At 69.6% G+C, this 17,158-nt stretch carries 13 protein-coding genes; 7 read left to right on the forward strand and 6 right to left on the reverse strand.

The window, feature by feature from the left end:
• Positions 1-52 precede the first annotated feature (52 nt).
• The 5 genes from CLM62_RS21865 (at position 53) to CLM62_RS21885 (ending at position 8,173) form a co-directional block, all read left to right on the forward strand.
• Positions 53-1,564: a DEAD/DEAH box helicase gene (locus tag CLM62_RS21865; protein ID WP_095751563.1), complete on the forward strand. Its 1,512-nt coding sequence runs from the start codon at positions 53-55 to the stop codon at positions 1,562-1,564.
• Between the two features lie 698 nt (positions 1,565-2,262).
• Complete coding sequence (locus tag CLM62_RS21870) at positions 2,263-2,949, forward strand: DUF2637 domain-containing protein (protein WP_095751564.1); 687 nt, start codon at positions 2,263-2,265, stop codon at positions 2,947-2,949.
• A gap of 247 nt (positions 2,950-3,196) precedes the next feature.
• Entirely contained in the window at positions 3,197-4,600 is a 1,404-nt protein-coding gene (locus tag CLM62_RS21875; protein WP_179382179.1) for an alpha/beta hydrolase, read from the forward strand.
• 139 nt (positions 4,601-4,739) lie between these two features.
• A complete protein-coding gene (locus CLM62_RS21880) occupies positions 4,740-6,641 on the forward strand; it encodes a glycoside hydrolase family 97 protein (protein WP_257003983.1) in 1,902 nt (633 codons plus the stop codon).
• 110 nt (positions 6,642-6,751) lie between these two features.
• The gene (locus CLM62_RS21885) at positions 6,752-8,173 is read left to right on the forward strand and encodes an ATP-binding protein (RefSeq protein WP_095751566.1); all 1,422 of its coding nucleotides are present in this window, start codon (positions 6,752-6,754) and stop codon (positions 8,171-8,173) included.
• Between the two features lie 255 nt (positions 8,174-8,428).
• Here the strand turns inward: CLM62_RS21885 and CLM62_RS51720 are convergent, their stop codons facing one another.
• Together CLM62_RS51720 and CLM62_RS21890 are read right to left on the reverse strand one after the other, a co-directional pair.
• Complete coding sequence (locus CLM62_RS51720; RefSeq protein WP_257003984.1) at positions 8,429-8,557, reverse strand: hypothetical protein; 129 nt, start codon at positions 8,555-8,557, stop codon at positions 8,429-8,431.
• Between the two features lie 46 nt (positions 8,558-8,603).
• Complete coding sequence (locus tag CLM62_RS21890) at positions 8,604-8,873, reverse strand: hypothetical protein (protein ID WP_095751567.1); 270 nt, start codon at positions 8,871-8,873, stop codon at positions 8,604-8,606.
• 483 nt (positions 8,874-9,356) lie between these two features.
• Between CLM62_RS21890 and CLM62_RS21895 the strand changes: the two genes are divergently transcribed.
• The gene (locus CLM62_RS21895) at positions 9,357-9,899 is read left to right on the forward strand and encodes an MOSC domain-containing protein (protein WP_095751568.1); all 543 of its coding nucleotides are present in this window, start codon (positions 9,357-9,359) and stop codon (positions 9,897-9,899) included.
• Between the two features lie 95 nt (positions 9,900-9,994).
• Here the strand turns inward: CLM62_RS21895 and CLM62_RS21900 are convergent, their stop codons facing one another.
• The 3 genes from CLM62_RS21900 to CLM62_RS21910 form a co-directional block, all read right to left on the reverse strand.
• Complete coding sequence (locus tag CLM62_RS21900) at positions 9,995-10,783, reverse strand: Fpg/Nei family DNA glycosylase (RefSeq protein ID WP_095751569.1); 789 nt, start codon at positions 10,781-10,783, stop codon at positions 9,995-9,997.
• Positions 10,784-10,848: 65 nt separating this feature from the next.
• The gene (locus CLM62_RS21905) at positions 10,849-11,721 is read right to left on the reverse strand and encodes a hypothetical protein (protein ID WP_257003985.1); all 873 of its coding nucleotides are present in this window, start codon (positions 11,719-11,721) and stop codon (positions 10,849-10,851) included.
• Positions 11,718-13,313, reverse strand: a complete 1,596-nt coding sequence (locus tag CLM62_RS21910) for an AAA family ATPase (protein ID WP_095751570.1) — start codon at positions 13,311-13,313, stop codon at positions 11,718-11,720. Before CLM62_RS21910 ends, CLM62_RS21905 begins: the two co-directional genes overlap by 4 nt.
• 315 nt (positions 13,314-13,628) lie before the next feature.
• On the opposite strand from CLM62_RS21910, the gene CLM62_RS21915 reads away from it, so the two are divergent.
• Positions 13,629-16,541, forward strand: a complete 2,913-nt coding sequence (locus CLM62_RS21915) for a hypothetical protein (RefSeq protein WP_095751712.1) — start codon at positions 13,629-13,631, stop codon at positions 16,539-16,541.
• Positions 16,542-16,614: 73 nt separating this feature from the next.
• Here CLM62_RS21915 and CLM62_RS21920 read toward each other — a convergent pair whose 3' ends face one another.
• Positions 16,615-17,136: a hypothetical protein gene (locus CLM62_RS21920; RefSeq protein WP_095751571.1), complete on the reverse strand. Its 522-nt coding sequence runs from the start codon at positions 17,134-17,136 to the stop codon at positions 16,615-16,617.
• Positions 17,137-17,158 lie beyond the last annotated feature (22 nt).

A 17,158-nucleotide genomic window follows, 5' to 3' on the forward strand; every position in this document is an offset into this window, starting at 1 on the left:
CGCCGCTCGGAGGGATTCCTCGATACGTGTGCCGCATCGAGGAAGGTTCCCTTTGAACCGCACAGCTCGCACGAACAACGGCTCCTCCCGCTCCCGTACCGACAGGGGCACCGCCGGCTCCGCCCGGGGCAACCGCGCCCACTCTCAGGGGACGGACCGCCAGAGCGCTCCTTCCCGTTCGGCCAAGCCCGCGCGGAGCGGTCGCGGAGGCCGTCCCGCCGCGCCCGGCGGTGAGTTCGCCCTGCCGGTCACCCACACCGCGGCACTGCCGCCGGTCGAGGCGTTCGCCGAACTCGACATGCCTGAACGGCTGCTGACCACCCTCGGGGCCGAAGGCGTGACCGCCCCGTTCCCGATCCAGGCCGCGACCCTTCCCAACTCGCTGGCCGGCCGGGACGTCCTGGGCCGCGGGCGCACCGGGTCGGGCAAGACCCTCGCCTTCGGCCTGGCCCTGCTGGCCCGTACCGAGGGGCAGCGGGCCGAGCCCCGGCATCCGCTGGCGCTCGTCCTCGTACCCACCCGGGAACTGGCCCAGCAGGTCACCGACGCCCTCACCCCCTACGCACGCGCCCTGCGCCTGCGGATCGCCACGGTGGTCGGCGGTCTGTCGATCGGCCGCCAGGCGAGCGCCCTGCGCGCCGGCGCCGAGGTCGTCGTCGCGACACCCGGCCGGCTCAAGGACCTCATAGACCGGGACGACTGCCGCCTGGACCGCGTCGCCATCACCGTGCTGGACGAAGCCGACCAGATGGCCGACATGGGCTTCATGCCGCAGGTGACCGCCCTGCTCGACCAGGTACGGACCGACGGCCAGCGGATGCTGTTCTCGGCCACTCTCGACCGCAATGTCGACCGTCTGGTACGCCGCTACCTCCACGACCCCGTGGTGCACTCGGTCGACCCGTCCGCGGGCGCGGTCACCACGATGGAGCACCACGTGCTCCACGTGGACGAGGTCGACAAGCACGCCACCACGACGGAGATCGCCGCCCGTGACGGACGCGTGATCATGTTCCTGGACACCAAGCACGCGGCGGACCGGCTGGCCAAGCGGCTCCTGGCCGTCGGCGTGCGTGCCGCGGCCCTGCACGGCGGCAAGTCCCAGTCCCAGCGCACCCGGACCCTGGCCCAGTTCAAGGAGGGCCACGTCACGGTTCTGGTGGCCACCAACGTCGCGGCCCGCGGCATCCACGTCGACGACCTCGACCTCGTCGTCAACGTCGATCCGCCCAGCGACCACAAGGACTACCTGCACCGCGGCGGCCGTACGGCACGCGCCGGCGAGTCCGGCACCGTCGTCACACTGGTCCTCCCCCACCAGCGCCGCGAGATGACCCGCCTGATGGCCGACGCCGCCATCACCCCGCGGACCACCCGCGTCCGCTCGGGCGAGGCCGAACTGACCCGCATCACCGGCGCACAGGCACCCACGGGCGTGCCCGTCGTCCTCACCCCGCCGGTCACCGAGAAGCGCCCCGAGCGCTCGGGTTCCTCCCAGCGCGGACGACGCAGCCGCCCCGCCCAGGGCCGCCGCCGCACCTCCGCCAAGGGCACGGGCCGCTGAAACCGGCGCCCCCGGTGTCACACCGGGGGCGCCGGTGCCGGCTCGGTGTCAGTCTGTTCCAATCTCCTCCCCTCGCCCGGCGTTGGGCCCGAACCGGGTCCGGACGCCGGGCGCGGTGCTGCGTGCGGCATATGGCGAGTGGCGTGCGGCGTGTGGTGAGTGACGTTCGGCGAGTGGCGTGCGGCGAGTGGCGTGCGGCCTGTAGGTCAGGGAAGCCAATAACACCGCGTCATACATCTTCAGAATTTCATCAGCCATGCCCTTTCATCGGATACTTGGGATAGTCACCAATGGCCGACTTTCATTCCCCCAAATGCCCGATGCCTGCCGCTGCGCGGTGCTCGTTAGGTGGTTGTGACTTGGAAGGAAAGGCATGCAGGTGAAGCTCATCCGTTCCTCTCGCGTGAGGGAGGTTGCGGAGAACCGGAAAAGCGGATCTTCTTCCCAGCTGATCAGACCGCTACGGAAAACAGCACCGTCTGGCTCGAGTTGGCCGGCGGGAGAGTGACCCTCAAGCACTGCTCGGACCTGCTTGAGGACTTCCTTGAGACCATCAGCCGGATGGAGAGTGAATACCTGCGGGCCGCGATGGAGGGACATGACACCCCAGCCCAGTCGTCGGCCGGACCAAGGCTCGCGCTCTGAACGAAGCATTCTGAACCGGAGCGCGCAGGGGTCAAGGACGGACAGGATTCAGGATGAGAACCGACTATGACGCGGTAAACCAGTTCCCCAGTTTTACTGAGCCATTTGAGACGCAGCACATCTGGCACGTCCCTGATCCGGCGCTCCCGTCGGAGGCATGGGATCCGGATGAAGAACTGGCTCAGATGCTGCATACGACGCACGGCATGGATACCGTTCCTCCCCCACTGGACATCCATACGCGTCCGCGCCGCCCGGTCAGTCGACGGCGACCCCGGCCAGGGAATCACATCGCTCCCCGCAACCCCAGGATCATCACTGTTGCGATCCTTATCGCAATGATCACCACGTGCGCAGTGACGATGCTGAGCTGGTCCATCTCTTATTCGTACGAACAACTGCACAGCATCGCGCGGCTGGTGGTGTCGGAGAAGTTGGCGCAGTGGTGGCCACTGACAGTGTACGGGCCGTGGCTCGTGGCGGGTTTATCCATCCTGCGGGCATCCGTTCAGTACCGATCCGCCCGGCGGTCCTGGGCTGTGATGCTGCTCTCCTCCGGCACGGCGGTGGCTCTGTGCATCGGACAGTCACCGCATTCCCTGCTGGCGATGGTGATCGTCGGGATTCCCCCGATCACCGCCCTGGTCTGCTTCCGTGAACTCGTCGGCCAGTTCTCACCTCGACACGGCCCCCGGCACGCCGCCGACTCCGTGAACGGGCCCAAGCAGACAAGGCCGTAGACCGACCCGCCCGTGGCAACCGGGCCGGCCACCGCGAAGTTTCCGCCCGCCTGAGAACGAAGCAACCCCAGGTCAGTGACCTGGGGTTGCGTTCGTTGTCCAGGCGGACACGGCCCGCTCGCCTCCTTCGCCCGGTTCGTGGTGTGCGGCGGCGGTGACGCGGCGACCCCCGCGACCGGCTGTCCCGAGGGCTGGAGGAAGCTGGGACGCGTTCCGTTTTCTTCAACTCTCAAGGAGATACGCAGACATGACGAGCCATCTGCCACACCGCAGGACCGTACTCAGTGGACTGGTCGGCGGTCTGGCGCTGACCGCCGGGGCCGCCGGAGCCGCCGCAGCCGGAGCCGGCGCGGCATGGGCGTCGGGGCGGGGACACGGCAGCCGCGGGGTGACCGCGGAGCCGTATGTCCCGATACCGGTGGGCCGTGGCGGCGGTCCCGTCGGGACGGACCGGGTGCATGTGCTCAAGGTCGGGCCGGAGCGGGCGGGCACCGTGGTGGTCCTGGTGCCGGGCATGTTCGGCGCGGCCAACGACTTCCGGCTGGTGGCCAGGGACCTGGTGCGGGCGGTGCCCGGCGTCCAGGTGTGGGCGTTCGACCGGCGGGAGGAGAACCTGGCCGACCGTGCCGGGTTCGCCACCGCCGACCCGGCCGCGTACTACCTGGACGGCCACTACCGCTCACAGGACCCGGCCGCCTCCGGATACGCCGCCGGCTGGGGTCTGCGGCTCACCCTGGAGGATCTGCGTACGGTGGTGCTCGCGGCCGGTGCCGGGGGCCGGCGGCGGGTGGTGCTGGGCGGTCACTCCTGGGGCGCGACGACCGCGATGGCGTACGCCGCCTGGGACTTCGACGGGCACCCCGGGTACCGGGACCTCGCGGGCCTGGCGCTGATCGACGGCGGTGTCCTGGGGGCGTTCGACGGAACGGGCGCGCCGGTCAGCGACTCGCCGGAGGAGGTACGGGAGCGGCTCACGGCCATCGAGGGCGGTGCCGTCTTCGACATGACCCTCAGCGGGGTCGGCCTGGGCAGCCGCGCGGAGAGTTCGCAGATCTGGTACCAGCTCGCCGGCTGGTACGCGCATGTCGAGCCCGAGGGCCGGTCGGTCCTGCAGCCCCGGCTGCCCGACGCGCTGCGGCTGCCGTATCCGATCACCAATGCCGCGCTGCTGGGAACGCTGGTGGACGCCGGGTTCGGCTGGCCGAACGACATCAGCGTGCACTCGGGGCGCGTCGCCGAGAGCGGTGGCGGCGGTGACGTACGCGGCTGGATCGACGAGGGCATCACGCCCATCGGCCGTGTCGCGGCGGCGTACGCGGGCCCGGAGCCGACGGTCTGGGAGTGGTACTGGCCGTCCCGGCTGTCGGTGGACCTGGACGTCACCGATGCCTACGCCGATACGGACCTCGCCCGTTCCCTCGGGCTCCGGCTGCAGCACGGCGCGGGGATCGACGTACCGCTCTACGCCTTCCAGACGAGCTACGCCAGCGGGACGGTCGAGACCGGTGCCCGGCGCGTCGTAACCGGTTCCCATATTCCGTACGCCGTGTACGAGACGGACGAGGGGATGAACCATCTGGACCCGCTGTTCGCCGCCAGTGCCCACAACACGATGACCCGTGCCTTCGCCGGGTTTCTTGCAAGGGGGTAGTGAGACCTCAGCTCCGCGTACTACCGTCCCCCCGACGGAAACCGCTTACTACTCATGACTCAGGTCGGGGCCGGAGAGTGCGATGAGAACTTCAGAGGATGGGGCAACTTCAGAAGATGGGGCACTGTCCCGCCGCGGGATGCTCAAGGGCGCGGCCGTCACCGTCGGGACGGCCGCGGTGGGCCTCGGTGCCACGGCGCCAGCCCTCGCGGCGGACGCCCCGGCCGGTGCGCCCCGCGCGACCGCACGCATGGGCGGCACGTCCATCACCATGTCGGTGGTGGACGGGGCGCTCCGGTGGTCCGCCACCCGGAACGGCAAGACGGTGATCGACACCTCGGCCCTGGGCCTCAGGCTGGCCGACGGGACCGTCCTCGGCAGCGACGTGACGCTCCTCCGGGACGACTTCCGGACCACCCGCACCACCTGGTCCCCCGTGTACGGGCGCAACGCGACCGTCACCGACCACTACCAGGAGCAGCGCTGGACCCTCCAGGACACCGCCTCGGGGATCCGCTTCGGCGTCCGGATCCGCGCGTACAGGACCGGCGTGGCCCTGCGCTACATCCTCCTCGAAGAGGGCACCACGACCATCGCTGACGAACTGACGACGTTCGTCTTCCCGGACGACACCACCGTCTACAGCGCACGCGACGAGGACGCCTACCTCCCGGTCGCCCCCGACGCGATCCCCTCCACCGGAACGCCGAGCACGGACCAGGGCCCCCTGACCGACCTGCCCCTGACCGCCGCCCTCTCCAACGGGTACATCGCCTGCGTCTGCGAGTCCGCCCGCCTGGACTTCCCCCGCCTGATGCTCAGTTCGGTCCCCGGGCAGCCCGGCACCCTCTCCGCCTTCCTGATGGAGCACACCGCCCGCGGCTCCGGCCCGGTCGAGACGACCGCCACGGTCACCACCCCGTTCGCCACGCCGTGGCGCGCGGTCGTGATCGGGGCCACGCACGCCGAGCTGGTCGACAACGCCGAGCTGGTGCTCAACCTGGCCCCGCCCATCGCCCTGACCGACACCTCGTGGATCAAGCCGGGCAAGGTCTTCCGCTGCGAGCTCAGCACCGCCGCCGGCCTCGCGGGCGTCGACTTCGCCGTGGCCCGCGGCGTGGAATACATCGAGTACGACGCCGGCTGGTACGGCCCCGAGTTCACCACCACCGACGCGACGAAGCCGATCGCCGCCATCGACCTGCCGTCGGTCATCTCGTACGCGACCGGCAAGGGCATCGGCGTCTTCCTCTACGTCAACCGGATCGCGCTGACCGACGCGGACGCGCTGTTCGGCCTCTACAAGAGCTGGGGCGTCGCGGGCATCAAGCTGGGCTTCATCAACGAGGGAACGCAGTCGATGACGAACCAGATCACCGGCTGGGCGCGGACGGCCGCCAAGTACGAGCTGCTGATCGACATGCACGACGACGTCCGGCCGTTCGGCTACGAGCGCGCCTACCCGAACTACATCAGCCTGGAGGGCGTCCGGGGCAACGAGCAGTTCCCGACCGCCACCCACAACGTGACGCTGCCCTTCTCCCGCAACATCGGCGGCCCGATCGACTACACCATCTGCTACGGCCAGTCCCGCAACAAGACGACCAACGCCCACCAGATGGCGATGGCCGCGGTGTACTACCAGCCCCTCAACTTCCTGTTCTGGTACGACAGGCCGTCCAAGTACGCCAACCCCGCCGGCTGGCCCGGCCTGCCCTGGTTCAACGCGGTCCCCACGACCTGGGACGAGAGCAGGACCCTGGCCGGATCGATCGGCGAGTACGTGGCGGTCGCCCGACGGGGCGGCTCCGCCTGGTACCTCGGGGCGATGACCAACGAGACGGCCCGGACGCTGTCGATCCCGCTGTCGTTCCTGGGCAGCGGAAGCTACACGGCGACCGTGTACGCCGACGGCACGCCGGGCAGCAGCCCGTTCCGTACGCCGGTCGTGGTCGGTACGCGGACGGTCACCTCGGAGACCACGCTGGACGTGGGCATGGCCCCTGCGGGTGGCCAGGCGATCATCTTGAAGCCGAGCTGACGGGGGCGGGGGCCGCGTCAGCGGCCTCCCCGGCTTCAGTACGGGAGGGATGGTATCGAGCGAGATAGTATCGCCAGCGATACTATTCCTCCTGCTCTGGGAGTCGCGCCATGCACCGTTTCATCGGACGGGACCGCGAGCTGAACGTGCTCCACCGCGCCTTCCAGGAGGTTCGCGAAGCCGCGGGTTCCGCGAAGCCCGGCCGGTGCGTCCTCATGCGCGGAAGGCGCCGGATCGGCAAGTCCACCCTGGTGGAGGAGTTCATCCGGCGCTCCGAGACGCCGTATCTCTTCTTCACCGCGGCGGGCGGCTCGGCGGAGGACGAGCTGACGGAGCTGATCGACGCGGTCTCCAGGTCCAACCTGCCCGAGCGGGCGCTGTTCTCGGAGGAGACGCCGGGACAGTGGAACGCGGCATTCAGGCTGCTCGCGGACATCCTCCCCGACGACAGCCCGAGCGTGGTCGTCATCGATGAGGTTCCGTATCTCATGAACCGGATCGACGCCTTCGAGGGCATGCTCCAGCGGGCATGGGACCGCCTGCTCAGCCGCAAGCCCGTGCTCCTCCTCCTGGTCGGTTCCGACCTGTCGATGATGGAGGCACTGAACAGCTACGACCGCCCCTTCCACCAACGCGGGCGCGAGATGATCCTGGGGCCGCTGAACCCGGCCGACATCGGCGAGATGCTCGACCTGCCGCCGTCGTCCGCCTTCGACGCCGCCCTGATCACCGGCGGGCTGCCACTGATCTGCGCCGAGTGGCGCAGAGGTGCGGATGTCTGGGAATTTCTCCGCGACTCGTTGGACAATCCGATCTCGGCACTGCTGGTCTCGGCCGAGCGATCGCTGGCCGCGGAGTTCCCGCCGCAGGCGATGAGCCGCGAAGTGCTGCGAGCCATCGGCACGGGAGAGCGGACCTTCACGAACATCGCGCGCGCCGCCGGAGGCATCGCCCACACCACCCTCACGCGAGCCACGGACGTACTGACCGAGAAACGAGTAGTGGCAGCCGAACTGCCGCTCTCGACCAAGCCGTCCAAGGAGCGCCGCTACCGAGTGGCCGACCCCTACCTGCGGTTCTGGCTGATGTTCCTGGATCCGCACATGGCGGAGATCGAACGAATGCGGGGCGACCTCACGCTGAGCCGGATCAAGGAGCAATGGACGAGCTGGCGAGGCCGCGCCATCGAGCCACTCGTCCGGGAGTCCCTGGCCCGCCTACTGCCGGACGACGCCCTGCCGACCGCTCCAGCGATCGGCGGCTACTGGACCCGCAGCAACGACGTCGAGATCGACCTGGTGGGAGCCGACCGGCAACCGGTGGCCAAGCAGTTGCTCTTCCTCGGCTCGGTCAAGTGGCTGGAGAACTCCGCGTTCGACAGCCATGACTTGGCGGCATTGCAAAAACACCGGGCGGCGATCACGGACGATCCCGTACCGCTCGTGGCGGTCTCCCGCAGCGGAGTCAGCTGTTCGGGACTCCAGGCGGCGTACGGGCCCGAGGAACTGCTGGGGGCGTGGCGGAGGGCCTGATTAAGGGCGGACGGGTTCGCTCCCCGGGTGATCACTCGGGCCCGGCGGGGCGGGTGGCCGTCTCAGCCTGGCAGCAGCGCTTGACCGGGTCATTGAGACTCCACCGACCTTGACCTGAAGCGCTCACCGAAACCGGCGGCCGATCCCTCTTGCTCGCGCGTCGGCGGGACTACGCGTGCCGGGCCCGGAGGGGGCCCGGCACGCGGTTCCAGCGGCGGAGGAAGGGCGGCAGGAACCGCAGGGAGGTACTGGTACTTAGATAGGCGGCGTCTCGATGATCAAGCCGGCGACGTCGATGGCGATGGCGCTGGCGGGGGCGGCCATCAGGGCGAGCAGACCGGCGGTAAGGGCGCTGATCACCAGGGCCCGGGTGCGAGAAGTCATACTTCCGTTCCTTTCGAAGGGACGCGAGGGAGGGAGAGAGCTGGGATCAGCGCTTGTGGCCGAACAGCGCAGACAGCACGGAGGTGTTGTTGCTGTTGTTCTTGTCGATCTCCTGGTGGAGGACCGTAACGCTCGAGCAGCGGCTGCCGTCGATCTTGGTGCCGGGCGACAGGATGAGGAGGGGGTTGCTGCACCTGGCGTCGCTGCGGGGGTTGGAGGTGTTTTTGTCGGCGGCGGAGGCGGTCCCGGCAGCGGCGGCCATGAACGCCAGCGCGGCGGTGGTGGCCAGGGAAGCCCTAGCGATGTTCTTGAGCACAGAAATCCTTTGCCTTCTTTACTCGTGGTGGTGCGCAGACAGCCGCACCACCACACGGAGAGTACTCGCCCTTCACTGTAAGTAACGAATGGGGAAGTGGGCAGTAACGGACCCACCACGTATGGACGAGGCCGCCGCGCCCGTCGGCCCCCGTCAAGGACTGAGAGCAGCCTGCTGGCGCGCAGGCGCAACGGCCACGCAGTTTCCGCGCCCCACTCACCGGCCTGGCCAGCAGTTACGGGACAGTCCTTAGGCGAGGCCACTGACAACGACTGTCGGACGGGCCGTTCTCAGTTTCCGTCTCATTCAGGCCGGTTCACCGGCGTTCAGCCATGACCGGGAGCCGACCCCAGCCTGGTGACGAGTCGTCCATGAAACTGCATCTTCAACGAGCCGGCCCGCGATTGAACGCGGGTGCGCACCATAGGCGTTGAGCGTTAGGTTCCTGACAGATCATCGCTACTGAACAGGGGGCTCGGGATCATGAGCGCAACGGTGACCGCGGTCAGCAGCAACGGCGAGTATTCGTTCACCAAGCCGAACCGGGAGAGCATCACCTTGCTCGCAGGTCTCGGCGTCGAAGGGGACGTGCACGCCGGTGTGACGGTCAAGCACCGCTCACGCGTCGCGCAGGACCCCACCCAGCCGAACCTGCGCCAGGTTCACCTCATCCATGAGGAGCTCTTGGCCGAGGTGGGTGAGGCGGGATTCCGGGTGGCGCCCGGCGAGCTCGGCGAGAACATCACCACGCGCGGGATCGACCTCCTTGCCCTGCCTGTCGGTGCGGTGCTGCGCATCGGCGACGACGCGGTGGTGGAGGTGACCGGCCTGCGCAATCCGTGCCTGCAGATCGACAACTTTCAGGAAGGTCTGCTGAAGCAGGTCGTCGGCCGTGACCAGGCCGGCGGCATCGTGCGGAAGGCCGGAATCATGAGCGTGGTGAAGGTGGGTGGCGTGGTGCGTCCAGGCGATGGGATCAAGGTCGAGCTCCCGGAAGGGCCGCACCGCTCGCTGGACCGGGTCTGACCAGTGCGGTAATTGGCAGATCTGTTCCACCCCCGCGAGGGAAAACCGCAGGTCACGCGGCCGTGCCGGTGGAACAGATCTGCCAATTACTGAATTCAGGCCCCGTCCCCCTGACACCCCGGACACCACACCGTCCCCCGCCCCGCCATACGCGACCGCCGCAGATGGCCGCCGCAGCGCGGGCATCTCGGGTCCGGGTCGTCGCGGTGGCCCGTGAGCCAGGAGTCGCGGGGCGGGACGCAGCCGGCCGTGACCGCGGCGCGTAGGGTGCGGCGCATGGTCGTGTGGAGGTGGCGGCGTTGCGGTTCCGTGAGGTCGCTCGACCGGGTCGCGGGGCTCAGGCCGGCTCGCCACAGGATCTCGTCGGCGAGCAGGTTGCCGAGGCCGGCCAGGACCGACTGGTCGGTGAGGACCGCCTTGACGCGGCCTCGGTGTGAGGCCAGCGCGGCCTCGAAGTCGTCGCGGTCCACCGTCAGCGCGTCGGGGCCCTGATCGTCCAGCAGTCGTACGACCTCGGAGTCGTCCTCGGCCAGCCAGAGGCCCTGGAGTTTTCGCTGGTCGCGGTAGCGGAGCTGGCGGTCGGTGCCGACGGTGAACAGGACGCGGTCGTGGGGCTCGGGGGCGTCGTCGGCGTGGGCGCAGAGCAGTTGGCCGGTCATGCCGAAGTGGAGGATGAGGGTGGGGCCGCCGGTGTGGGCCAGCAGCCACTTTCCGTGGCGCTGCGGAGTGGTGAAGCGCCGGCCCTCCAGGGCCTCGCGCAGGCGCCGCTCGCTCACCCCGTGCAGGACGCCCGCGTCGCGGACGTCGACCTGGCGGATGACCCGGCCCTTCGCGCAGGATTCGAGCACCCTTCGGAATCCCTCGACGTCTGGCAGTTCAGGCATGGGGGTCACATCCTCTCTCCGGAACGCGGAGCACCCTCGCCCGGAACGGGGCAAACCCTCTCTCTTCAGGATGCCCGCAGCAGCCCCAGCCCCGCGAACATCTTCCGGCACCATGCCAGCGCCGTGTCCGTCGATTCCCACTGGCTGTCCTCCGGCGACAGGTAGGGGAGGACGTACGGGTCCGTGATGCCCTCCGGGAGATCCTCCGGGAAGCAGTCGTACGACGCGCTGCCGTACACCTCCTGCTTGAAGCGGCGGGCCACCGGCTCCGGGGCGCTGTCCCACACCGCGAACCACAGGCGGCGCAGCATCGCCGGATGTGCCATCACGAACATCAGCCGGCCGATGTCCAGCGGCTCCGCCGCCGAGACCACCCGCGCCACCGACGCGTACCGGTCCGTATCGCTCACGTAGGAGCAGAAGCCCGACCAGATCTCGACGCTGTGCCCGGAGGCGATGATGGACGAGCACAGGGCGGCCAGGGCCACGCCCCGGTGGTGCACGGCCGAGTGGGGGGTGGTGTTGACGTAGCCGGTCGGGACCAGGAACGTCACTACCCGGCCTCGTGCCGAGATTCGCTGTGGCACCGCGTCCACCATGCACTCCGGTACGCCGCTCAGGTAGACGCCGACGTCCACCTCGCTGCCGGTGACGTCCCAGGCGGGCACCAGGGCGGTGGTCAGCACCTGGTCCCCGACCCGTTCGCGCAGCTCGGCCACCTCGGCCTCCACCTCGGGCAGTACGGTCGTCCAGCCGTCCTCGGCCAGCCGCAGCGCCTCCTCCCACGAGGCGCCGGCCCACTCGTCGTCGGTGTAGTTGCGCCCGTCTCCGTTGTCGATGCTGTCGGGCTCGCGGGCCCGGTCGACGAACTCCTGCCAGGACCACATCACCGGCAGTGCGTGGACGGTGTCCCCCGGCTCGGCGTTGATCCGGCTCACTCCTCGCCGTCCTCTCCGCCGTCTCCCAGCCCCAGCGCCGAGCGGTGGGCCGCCGACATGCCCCGTACCACCCGCCACCGGATGGCCTGCTCCACGCTCGCCCCGGCCTGGAGCAGCTTCGCCGCGTCGATGCCGGCGCGGGGCGAGAACATCACCGGCAGCCGCTTCTCGGCCGCCGTGGCGCGCAGCCGCCGTACCTTCTCGATCACCCGCAGGGTGTCCTCCTGCCGTGCGGGCGCGTGCGCGAGTGCGAGGCGCTCCTCCAGGTCCTCGTCCACCGGTACGTCGATGACGACGAAGCGGTCGAGCGTGGCCGCGTCCAGCGCCTGGCGGCCCACGTACTGCCGGTCGCCGCCGGTGCCGTACGTGTTCGCTGTGGCGACGAGGCGGAACTCCGGGTGGGCGGCGACCATGCCGTCGGCGAAGGCGCAGGAGCGGATGGACAGGGCCTGGTTCAGTTCCGCGAGGAGCCCGGGGTGGCCGCTGTCCAGTTCGTCGAGCAGCATCAGGCCGCCGTGCTCGAAGGCGCTGCGGAAGGGCGTTCCGTGGTAGGTCCCGTGCGCGTCGTAGTAGCCGAAGATCTTGCTCATCGGCGTCGTCGGGCCGAGGGACAGGGCGTGGAACTCCTGGCCGAACCCCTCCGCCGCCTGCTGGGCCATCATCGACTTGCCGGTGCCGGCCGGTCCCACCAGCAGGACGTGGCAGCCGGCGCCGAGGGCGAGCAGTACGTCCGGCAGTACGGCGTGCGTGTGGCCGGTGACGCGGACCGGGTCGGCGTCCGCCACCCTGACCTCCACGACGGGCGGCACCTTCTCGGCGACGGTCTCGAGGACCGCGCGGACCGCCTCCTCCCGGGCGAACCGGCCGACGGTCTCCGTCACCTGATCCCGCGCCGCGATCAGGGCCGTCCAGGCCTTCGACAGCGTCTTGTCCAACTCCCCCTTGGCGTCCGCCAGGTCGACCCGGATCTTCGAGAGCGCCTTCTTCAGCTCCTCCTGCGCATCCTCCAGCTCCGTCCGCGCCTGACCCAGTTCCTCCTTCACCTCCCTCTGCGCCTGCCCGAGCGCTTCCTTCGCCTCCGTCCGGGCCTTGTCCAGTTCCTCCCTCGCCTCGCTCCGTGCCTGCCCGAGCGCTTCCTTCGCCTCCGTCCGGGCCTTGTCCAGTTCCTCCCTCGCCTCGCTCCGCGCCTTCTCCAGCGCCGACTTGGCCTCGCCCCGCGCCTTTTCCAGCGCGGCCTCGACCGCCCGGCGGGATTCCTCCAGCGCCTCCGCGACCGCTTCGCGCGCCTCCTCCAGCGACTTGGCCGCCGCCTCGGCCGTGAGACTCGCGGCTGTCTTCTCGGCGACCCGCTGCGCGGTCTCGGTGGCCGTGTTCCCGGCCGCCTCCTCGGCGGCCCGGACGATCTCGTCGGCATGGGCGACGCGTTCGTCGGCGATGGCGCGGGCGACCTCGGTGGCCACGCGCTGCGCCGTCGTCTCCATGGTCTGTTCGGCGTAGGGCGATCTGGCGAGGGCGTCGGCGTATCGCATGACGGTCTCGCTCGCTATGGCTCCCGCGATCTCGCGGACTTCGGCCCGGCTGGTCTCACGCATGCGAGGAATTCTGACCGTGCCGCACGGGACCCCTCCCAGAACCTCATCCGGCCGTCTCATTAATGATCTCGTGGATGTTTCGTGGATACCGCCCGGTAGAACACCTCGGCCACCTGGAGCGGCCACATCGGATTGATAACTTCCGCTGCACCGGCGTCGGGGGAACCGTCAAAGCCGGCACAGACCTTCATAAATGAATCCGGACGGAACACCTTGCGCACTTCTCGTGAAACCCCAGGAGGAAGGCACCGCTGGCGGGTGCCGAAAAGCCGACGGGGCCGAATACTCGCGGCCGGAGGGATATCCGTGCTGGCGATGGCGCTCATCGCCCCGCTGGCGTCGGCGGCCCTGACCGGCTCGTCCGGTCCGAACCCCACACCGTTGTCGGACCGGGTCACCGACACCTCCCAACTACCGTCCGGATGGCAGCGGTCCGACGACCGGATCGTCGCGTACGACGGGGACAGCACCGGACTGCACATCCTGACCGCCGACGCCGCGGACGCCTACGCCTGGCGCACCGCGGCCACCCTGTCCGAGCCGGGCATCGACACCGACCAGTGGATCGGCCAGAGTTGTATGACGGCGTCGGGGGACCGCGCCGTGGTGGTCTACGCACCCCGGCAGGTGATCAACGATCAGGAGGGCTTCCAGAAGGGCGCCTTCGCGGCCGTGGTCGACCTGGAGAACGGCGCGGTGACCAAGCTGCCGGAGCTGGTCTCCCTCGCCTACTTCAACCCCGGTTGCGGCGAGGGCGAGCAGGCCGTGCTCACCCGGCCGCAGGGCGACGACACACAGTTGCTGACCGTCGACGCGCGGCAGGGAAAGCTGACGGGGCAGCAGACCGTCAAGGGGCTCCTGACCTCCGCCGTGCCCTTCGGGAACGGGATCGCGGCGGCCACCGGTGACTCGGTGGTCTCGGTGAACGGCGACGGACGTATCGACACCCTGGCCCGTACGGAGGGAATGCCGTTCCGGCTGGTGCCGGACGCGGGCAGCGGCCTCGCCTACCAGGTCCCGGCCGCCAAGGAGCGGGTACAGATCCGCCGGGTCACGCAGGCCGGCTCCGACCGGTTGCTCGGCTCCGGCCTGCTCGGGGCCCTGTCCGTGCGCGGCAACGGCGGCCGGGTCTTCGTGACCGGGAAGGACGCGCGGGAGGAGATCACGGGCTCCGCTCTGCCCAAGAGCTGGAAGCTGCTCGACGTCCCCGCCTCGTCCGAGGTCTCCACCACCGGCTCTCTCGCCCTGACCAGTATCGGCAACGGCGCCGAAGCGGCCGGTGGCAAGAACATCACCACGGCCCAGACGCCCGGCACCGCGCAGCCGGTCGGTATCAACGCCCTGATACCGGGCACCGACCAGACCTTCGACTTCCGGGTGAAGCCGAAGGCGCTGCGGCAGGCGCAGGGCGCCGCACAGTCCCCTGCCCTGTCCGCCCCAACCGACGACCGCGGCAGCGCAAAGCCGTCGGTCGGCATGCAGCTGAACAGCGTCGACGACGGCCCGGCGCACACCACCACCGACCCGGACCGGGCCTGCGCCGTCACGCGCAACGACCCCGAGCTCCAGTCGCTCCAGCCGTCCCCCGCCATGGTCGAGTGGGCGACGGACCTCGCCGTGCAGGGCAAGCTGGACGTCCGCCGCCGGTCCGGCTGGAACGGCACCGACCTTCCGTCGTACACCCCGCAGGGATTCTTCCCGCCCGTCGACCTCAAGGGCGGTGGCCGGGTGCCCGCGCAGGTCATGCTCGGCGTGCTCTCCCAGGAGAGCAATCTGGTGCAGGCCAGCCCCAGGGCGGCGGCCGGCGAGAGCGGCAACTTCATCCAGGGCGGCTACTACGGCAACGCCGGCAGCGTCCACACCGTCAACTGGTCGGCCGCCGACTGCGGTTACGGCATCTCCCAGGTGACCACCGGCATGGCCCGCTCGGACGCCGCCTACACGGCCGAGCAGCAGAAGGCGATCACCGTGGACTACGCGGCCAACATCGCGGCCGGGCTGCAGATCCTCCAGGACAAGTGGAACCAGCTGTACGACCACGGCATGCTCGTCAACGGCGGGGACCCCCAGTACCTGGAGAACTGGTGGTACGCACTGTGGGCGTACAACAGCGGCTTCAACGAGCCGAACGCCTCGGACAGCGCCGCCCCGTGGGGCCTCGGCTGGTTCAACAACCCGGCCAACGGCCTCTACCCGCCGGACCGGAAGATGTTCCTGTCGTCCGGCCCGGACGACGCCCGCACCCCCAACCTGTGGACGTACCCGGAGCGGGTCCTGGGCTGGGCGGCGTACTCCCAGCAGAAGACAGACCCGACGACCGGCACGTCCGCTCCGGCCTTCACGGTCGGCGACTGGCCGACCGGCAACGCGCCGGACGCGCAGCCGCCGCACGACGCCTTCTGCAAGCCCACCGTCAACGAGTGCGACACCTCCAAGCCCCGCAAGGTCGAGGGGTCGAGCCAGCCCGAAGGCCCGTGCCAGCGGGACGACTTCAAGTGCTGGTGGCACGAGCCGGTGACGTGGACGGACTGCGCGGAGAAGTGCGGCACCGAGGTGCTGACCTACCAGGCGACCGATCCCGAGCCGGAGGTCACCTCGCCCCGCCCGGCCGCCTGCACCTCCTCCCTGCCCGAGAACGCGTTGATCGTGGACGACGTGCCCAACACGGTGAAGTTCCGGGTCGGCAACACCAACCCCTGCGCCGGCAAGAACTGGACCAGCCGGGGCACGTTGTCGTTCACCTTCGGCTCCGCGGAGCAGAACGGCGCGACCGTCTACCCGTCGAAGATCGACTTCCACCAACTCGGTGCGGGCTTCGGCGGCCACTTCTGGCTCACCCACACCCGGGATCCAAAGTTCACCGACTCGGTCGTCACCGGAACCTGGACGCCCGACCGGAAGGTCAGGGGCTGGGCGCGGGTCATGGTCCACCTGCCCGACCACGAGGCCAACACCGACCAGGCGACGTACCACATCGATCTCGGTGACGGCACCGTCGTGGACAAGACGATCTCCCAGGACACCGGCGGCGAGAACACCTGGGTGTCGCTGGGTTCGTACGAGTTCAAGGGCACCCCGAGTGTCTCGCTGAGCTCGGACACGGCGGACGGTACCGGCGACGACTCGATCGCCTGGGACGCCCTGGCCTTCGAGCCCCTGCCGGGCGAACCCGAGGACGCCGTCGACCCGTCCCCGTCTCCGTCGCCCGCCCCGGCGCCGCAGCAGTAGTCAGTAGGACGCGTTTCGGCCCCGGACAGGTACCTCACCTGTCCGGGGCCGAGCGTCAAGTCACCAGGAGCGGTCAGCCGTAGAGCGCCACCCTCGGGTGCACCGTGCCCTCGGCCTCCGGGTTGAGGACGGTGAGGCGGTAGACCTCGGTGAGGGTCTCGCCGGCGTGCAGGGTGCGCTGCGCGGTCGTGAGGTCGGTGAACAGGGTGCCGGTCTGGCTGCCGACCTCCACGGCTTCCCAGCAGCCGTGCGCGGTGCGCCGCTCCAGCTTGACGTCCGACGGGTTGAGGAACGGACCCGCGTCCGGTGACTCCACGAGGAGCTGCGGGGCGACCGTCTGGTCCGCCGACGATTCGTTGCGGTAGGTAACGGTGAACTTGTGCCGCTTGCTGTCGGCCGGGAGGGCGCTCGTGGGCAGGTCCACGAAGTCGACGGGTATGAGGGGCGCTTCATCCTGCGGAGCCGTGGCCGCTGTCGCGGAGGCTGTGGAGGTCTGGTGCGTGGCTGCCGCGGCGGGTCCGGCCAGGGCCAGGCCCGCCACCGCCACGGTGAGGGCCACCAAAGCGACCCTGAGACGACTGTTCTTGGACGACACGTTCGCTGTTCCTTCGGGTTCG

The sequence above is a fragment of the Streptomyces sp. SA15 genome (assembly GCF_002291145.1).
Lineage (GTDB): Bacteria > Actinomycetota > Actinomycetes > Streptomycetales > Streptomycetaceae > Streptomyces.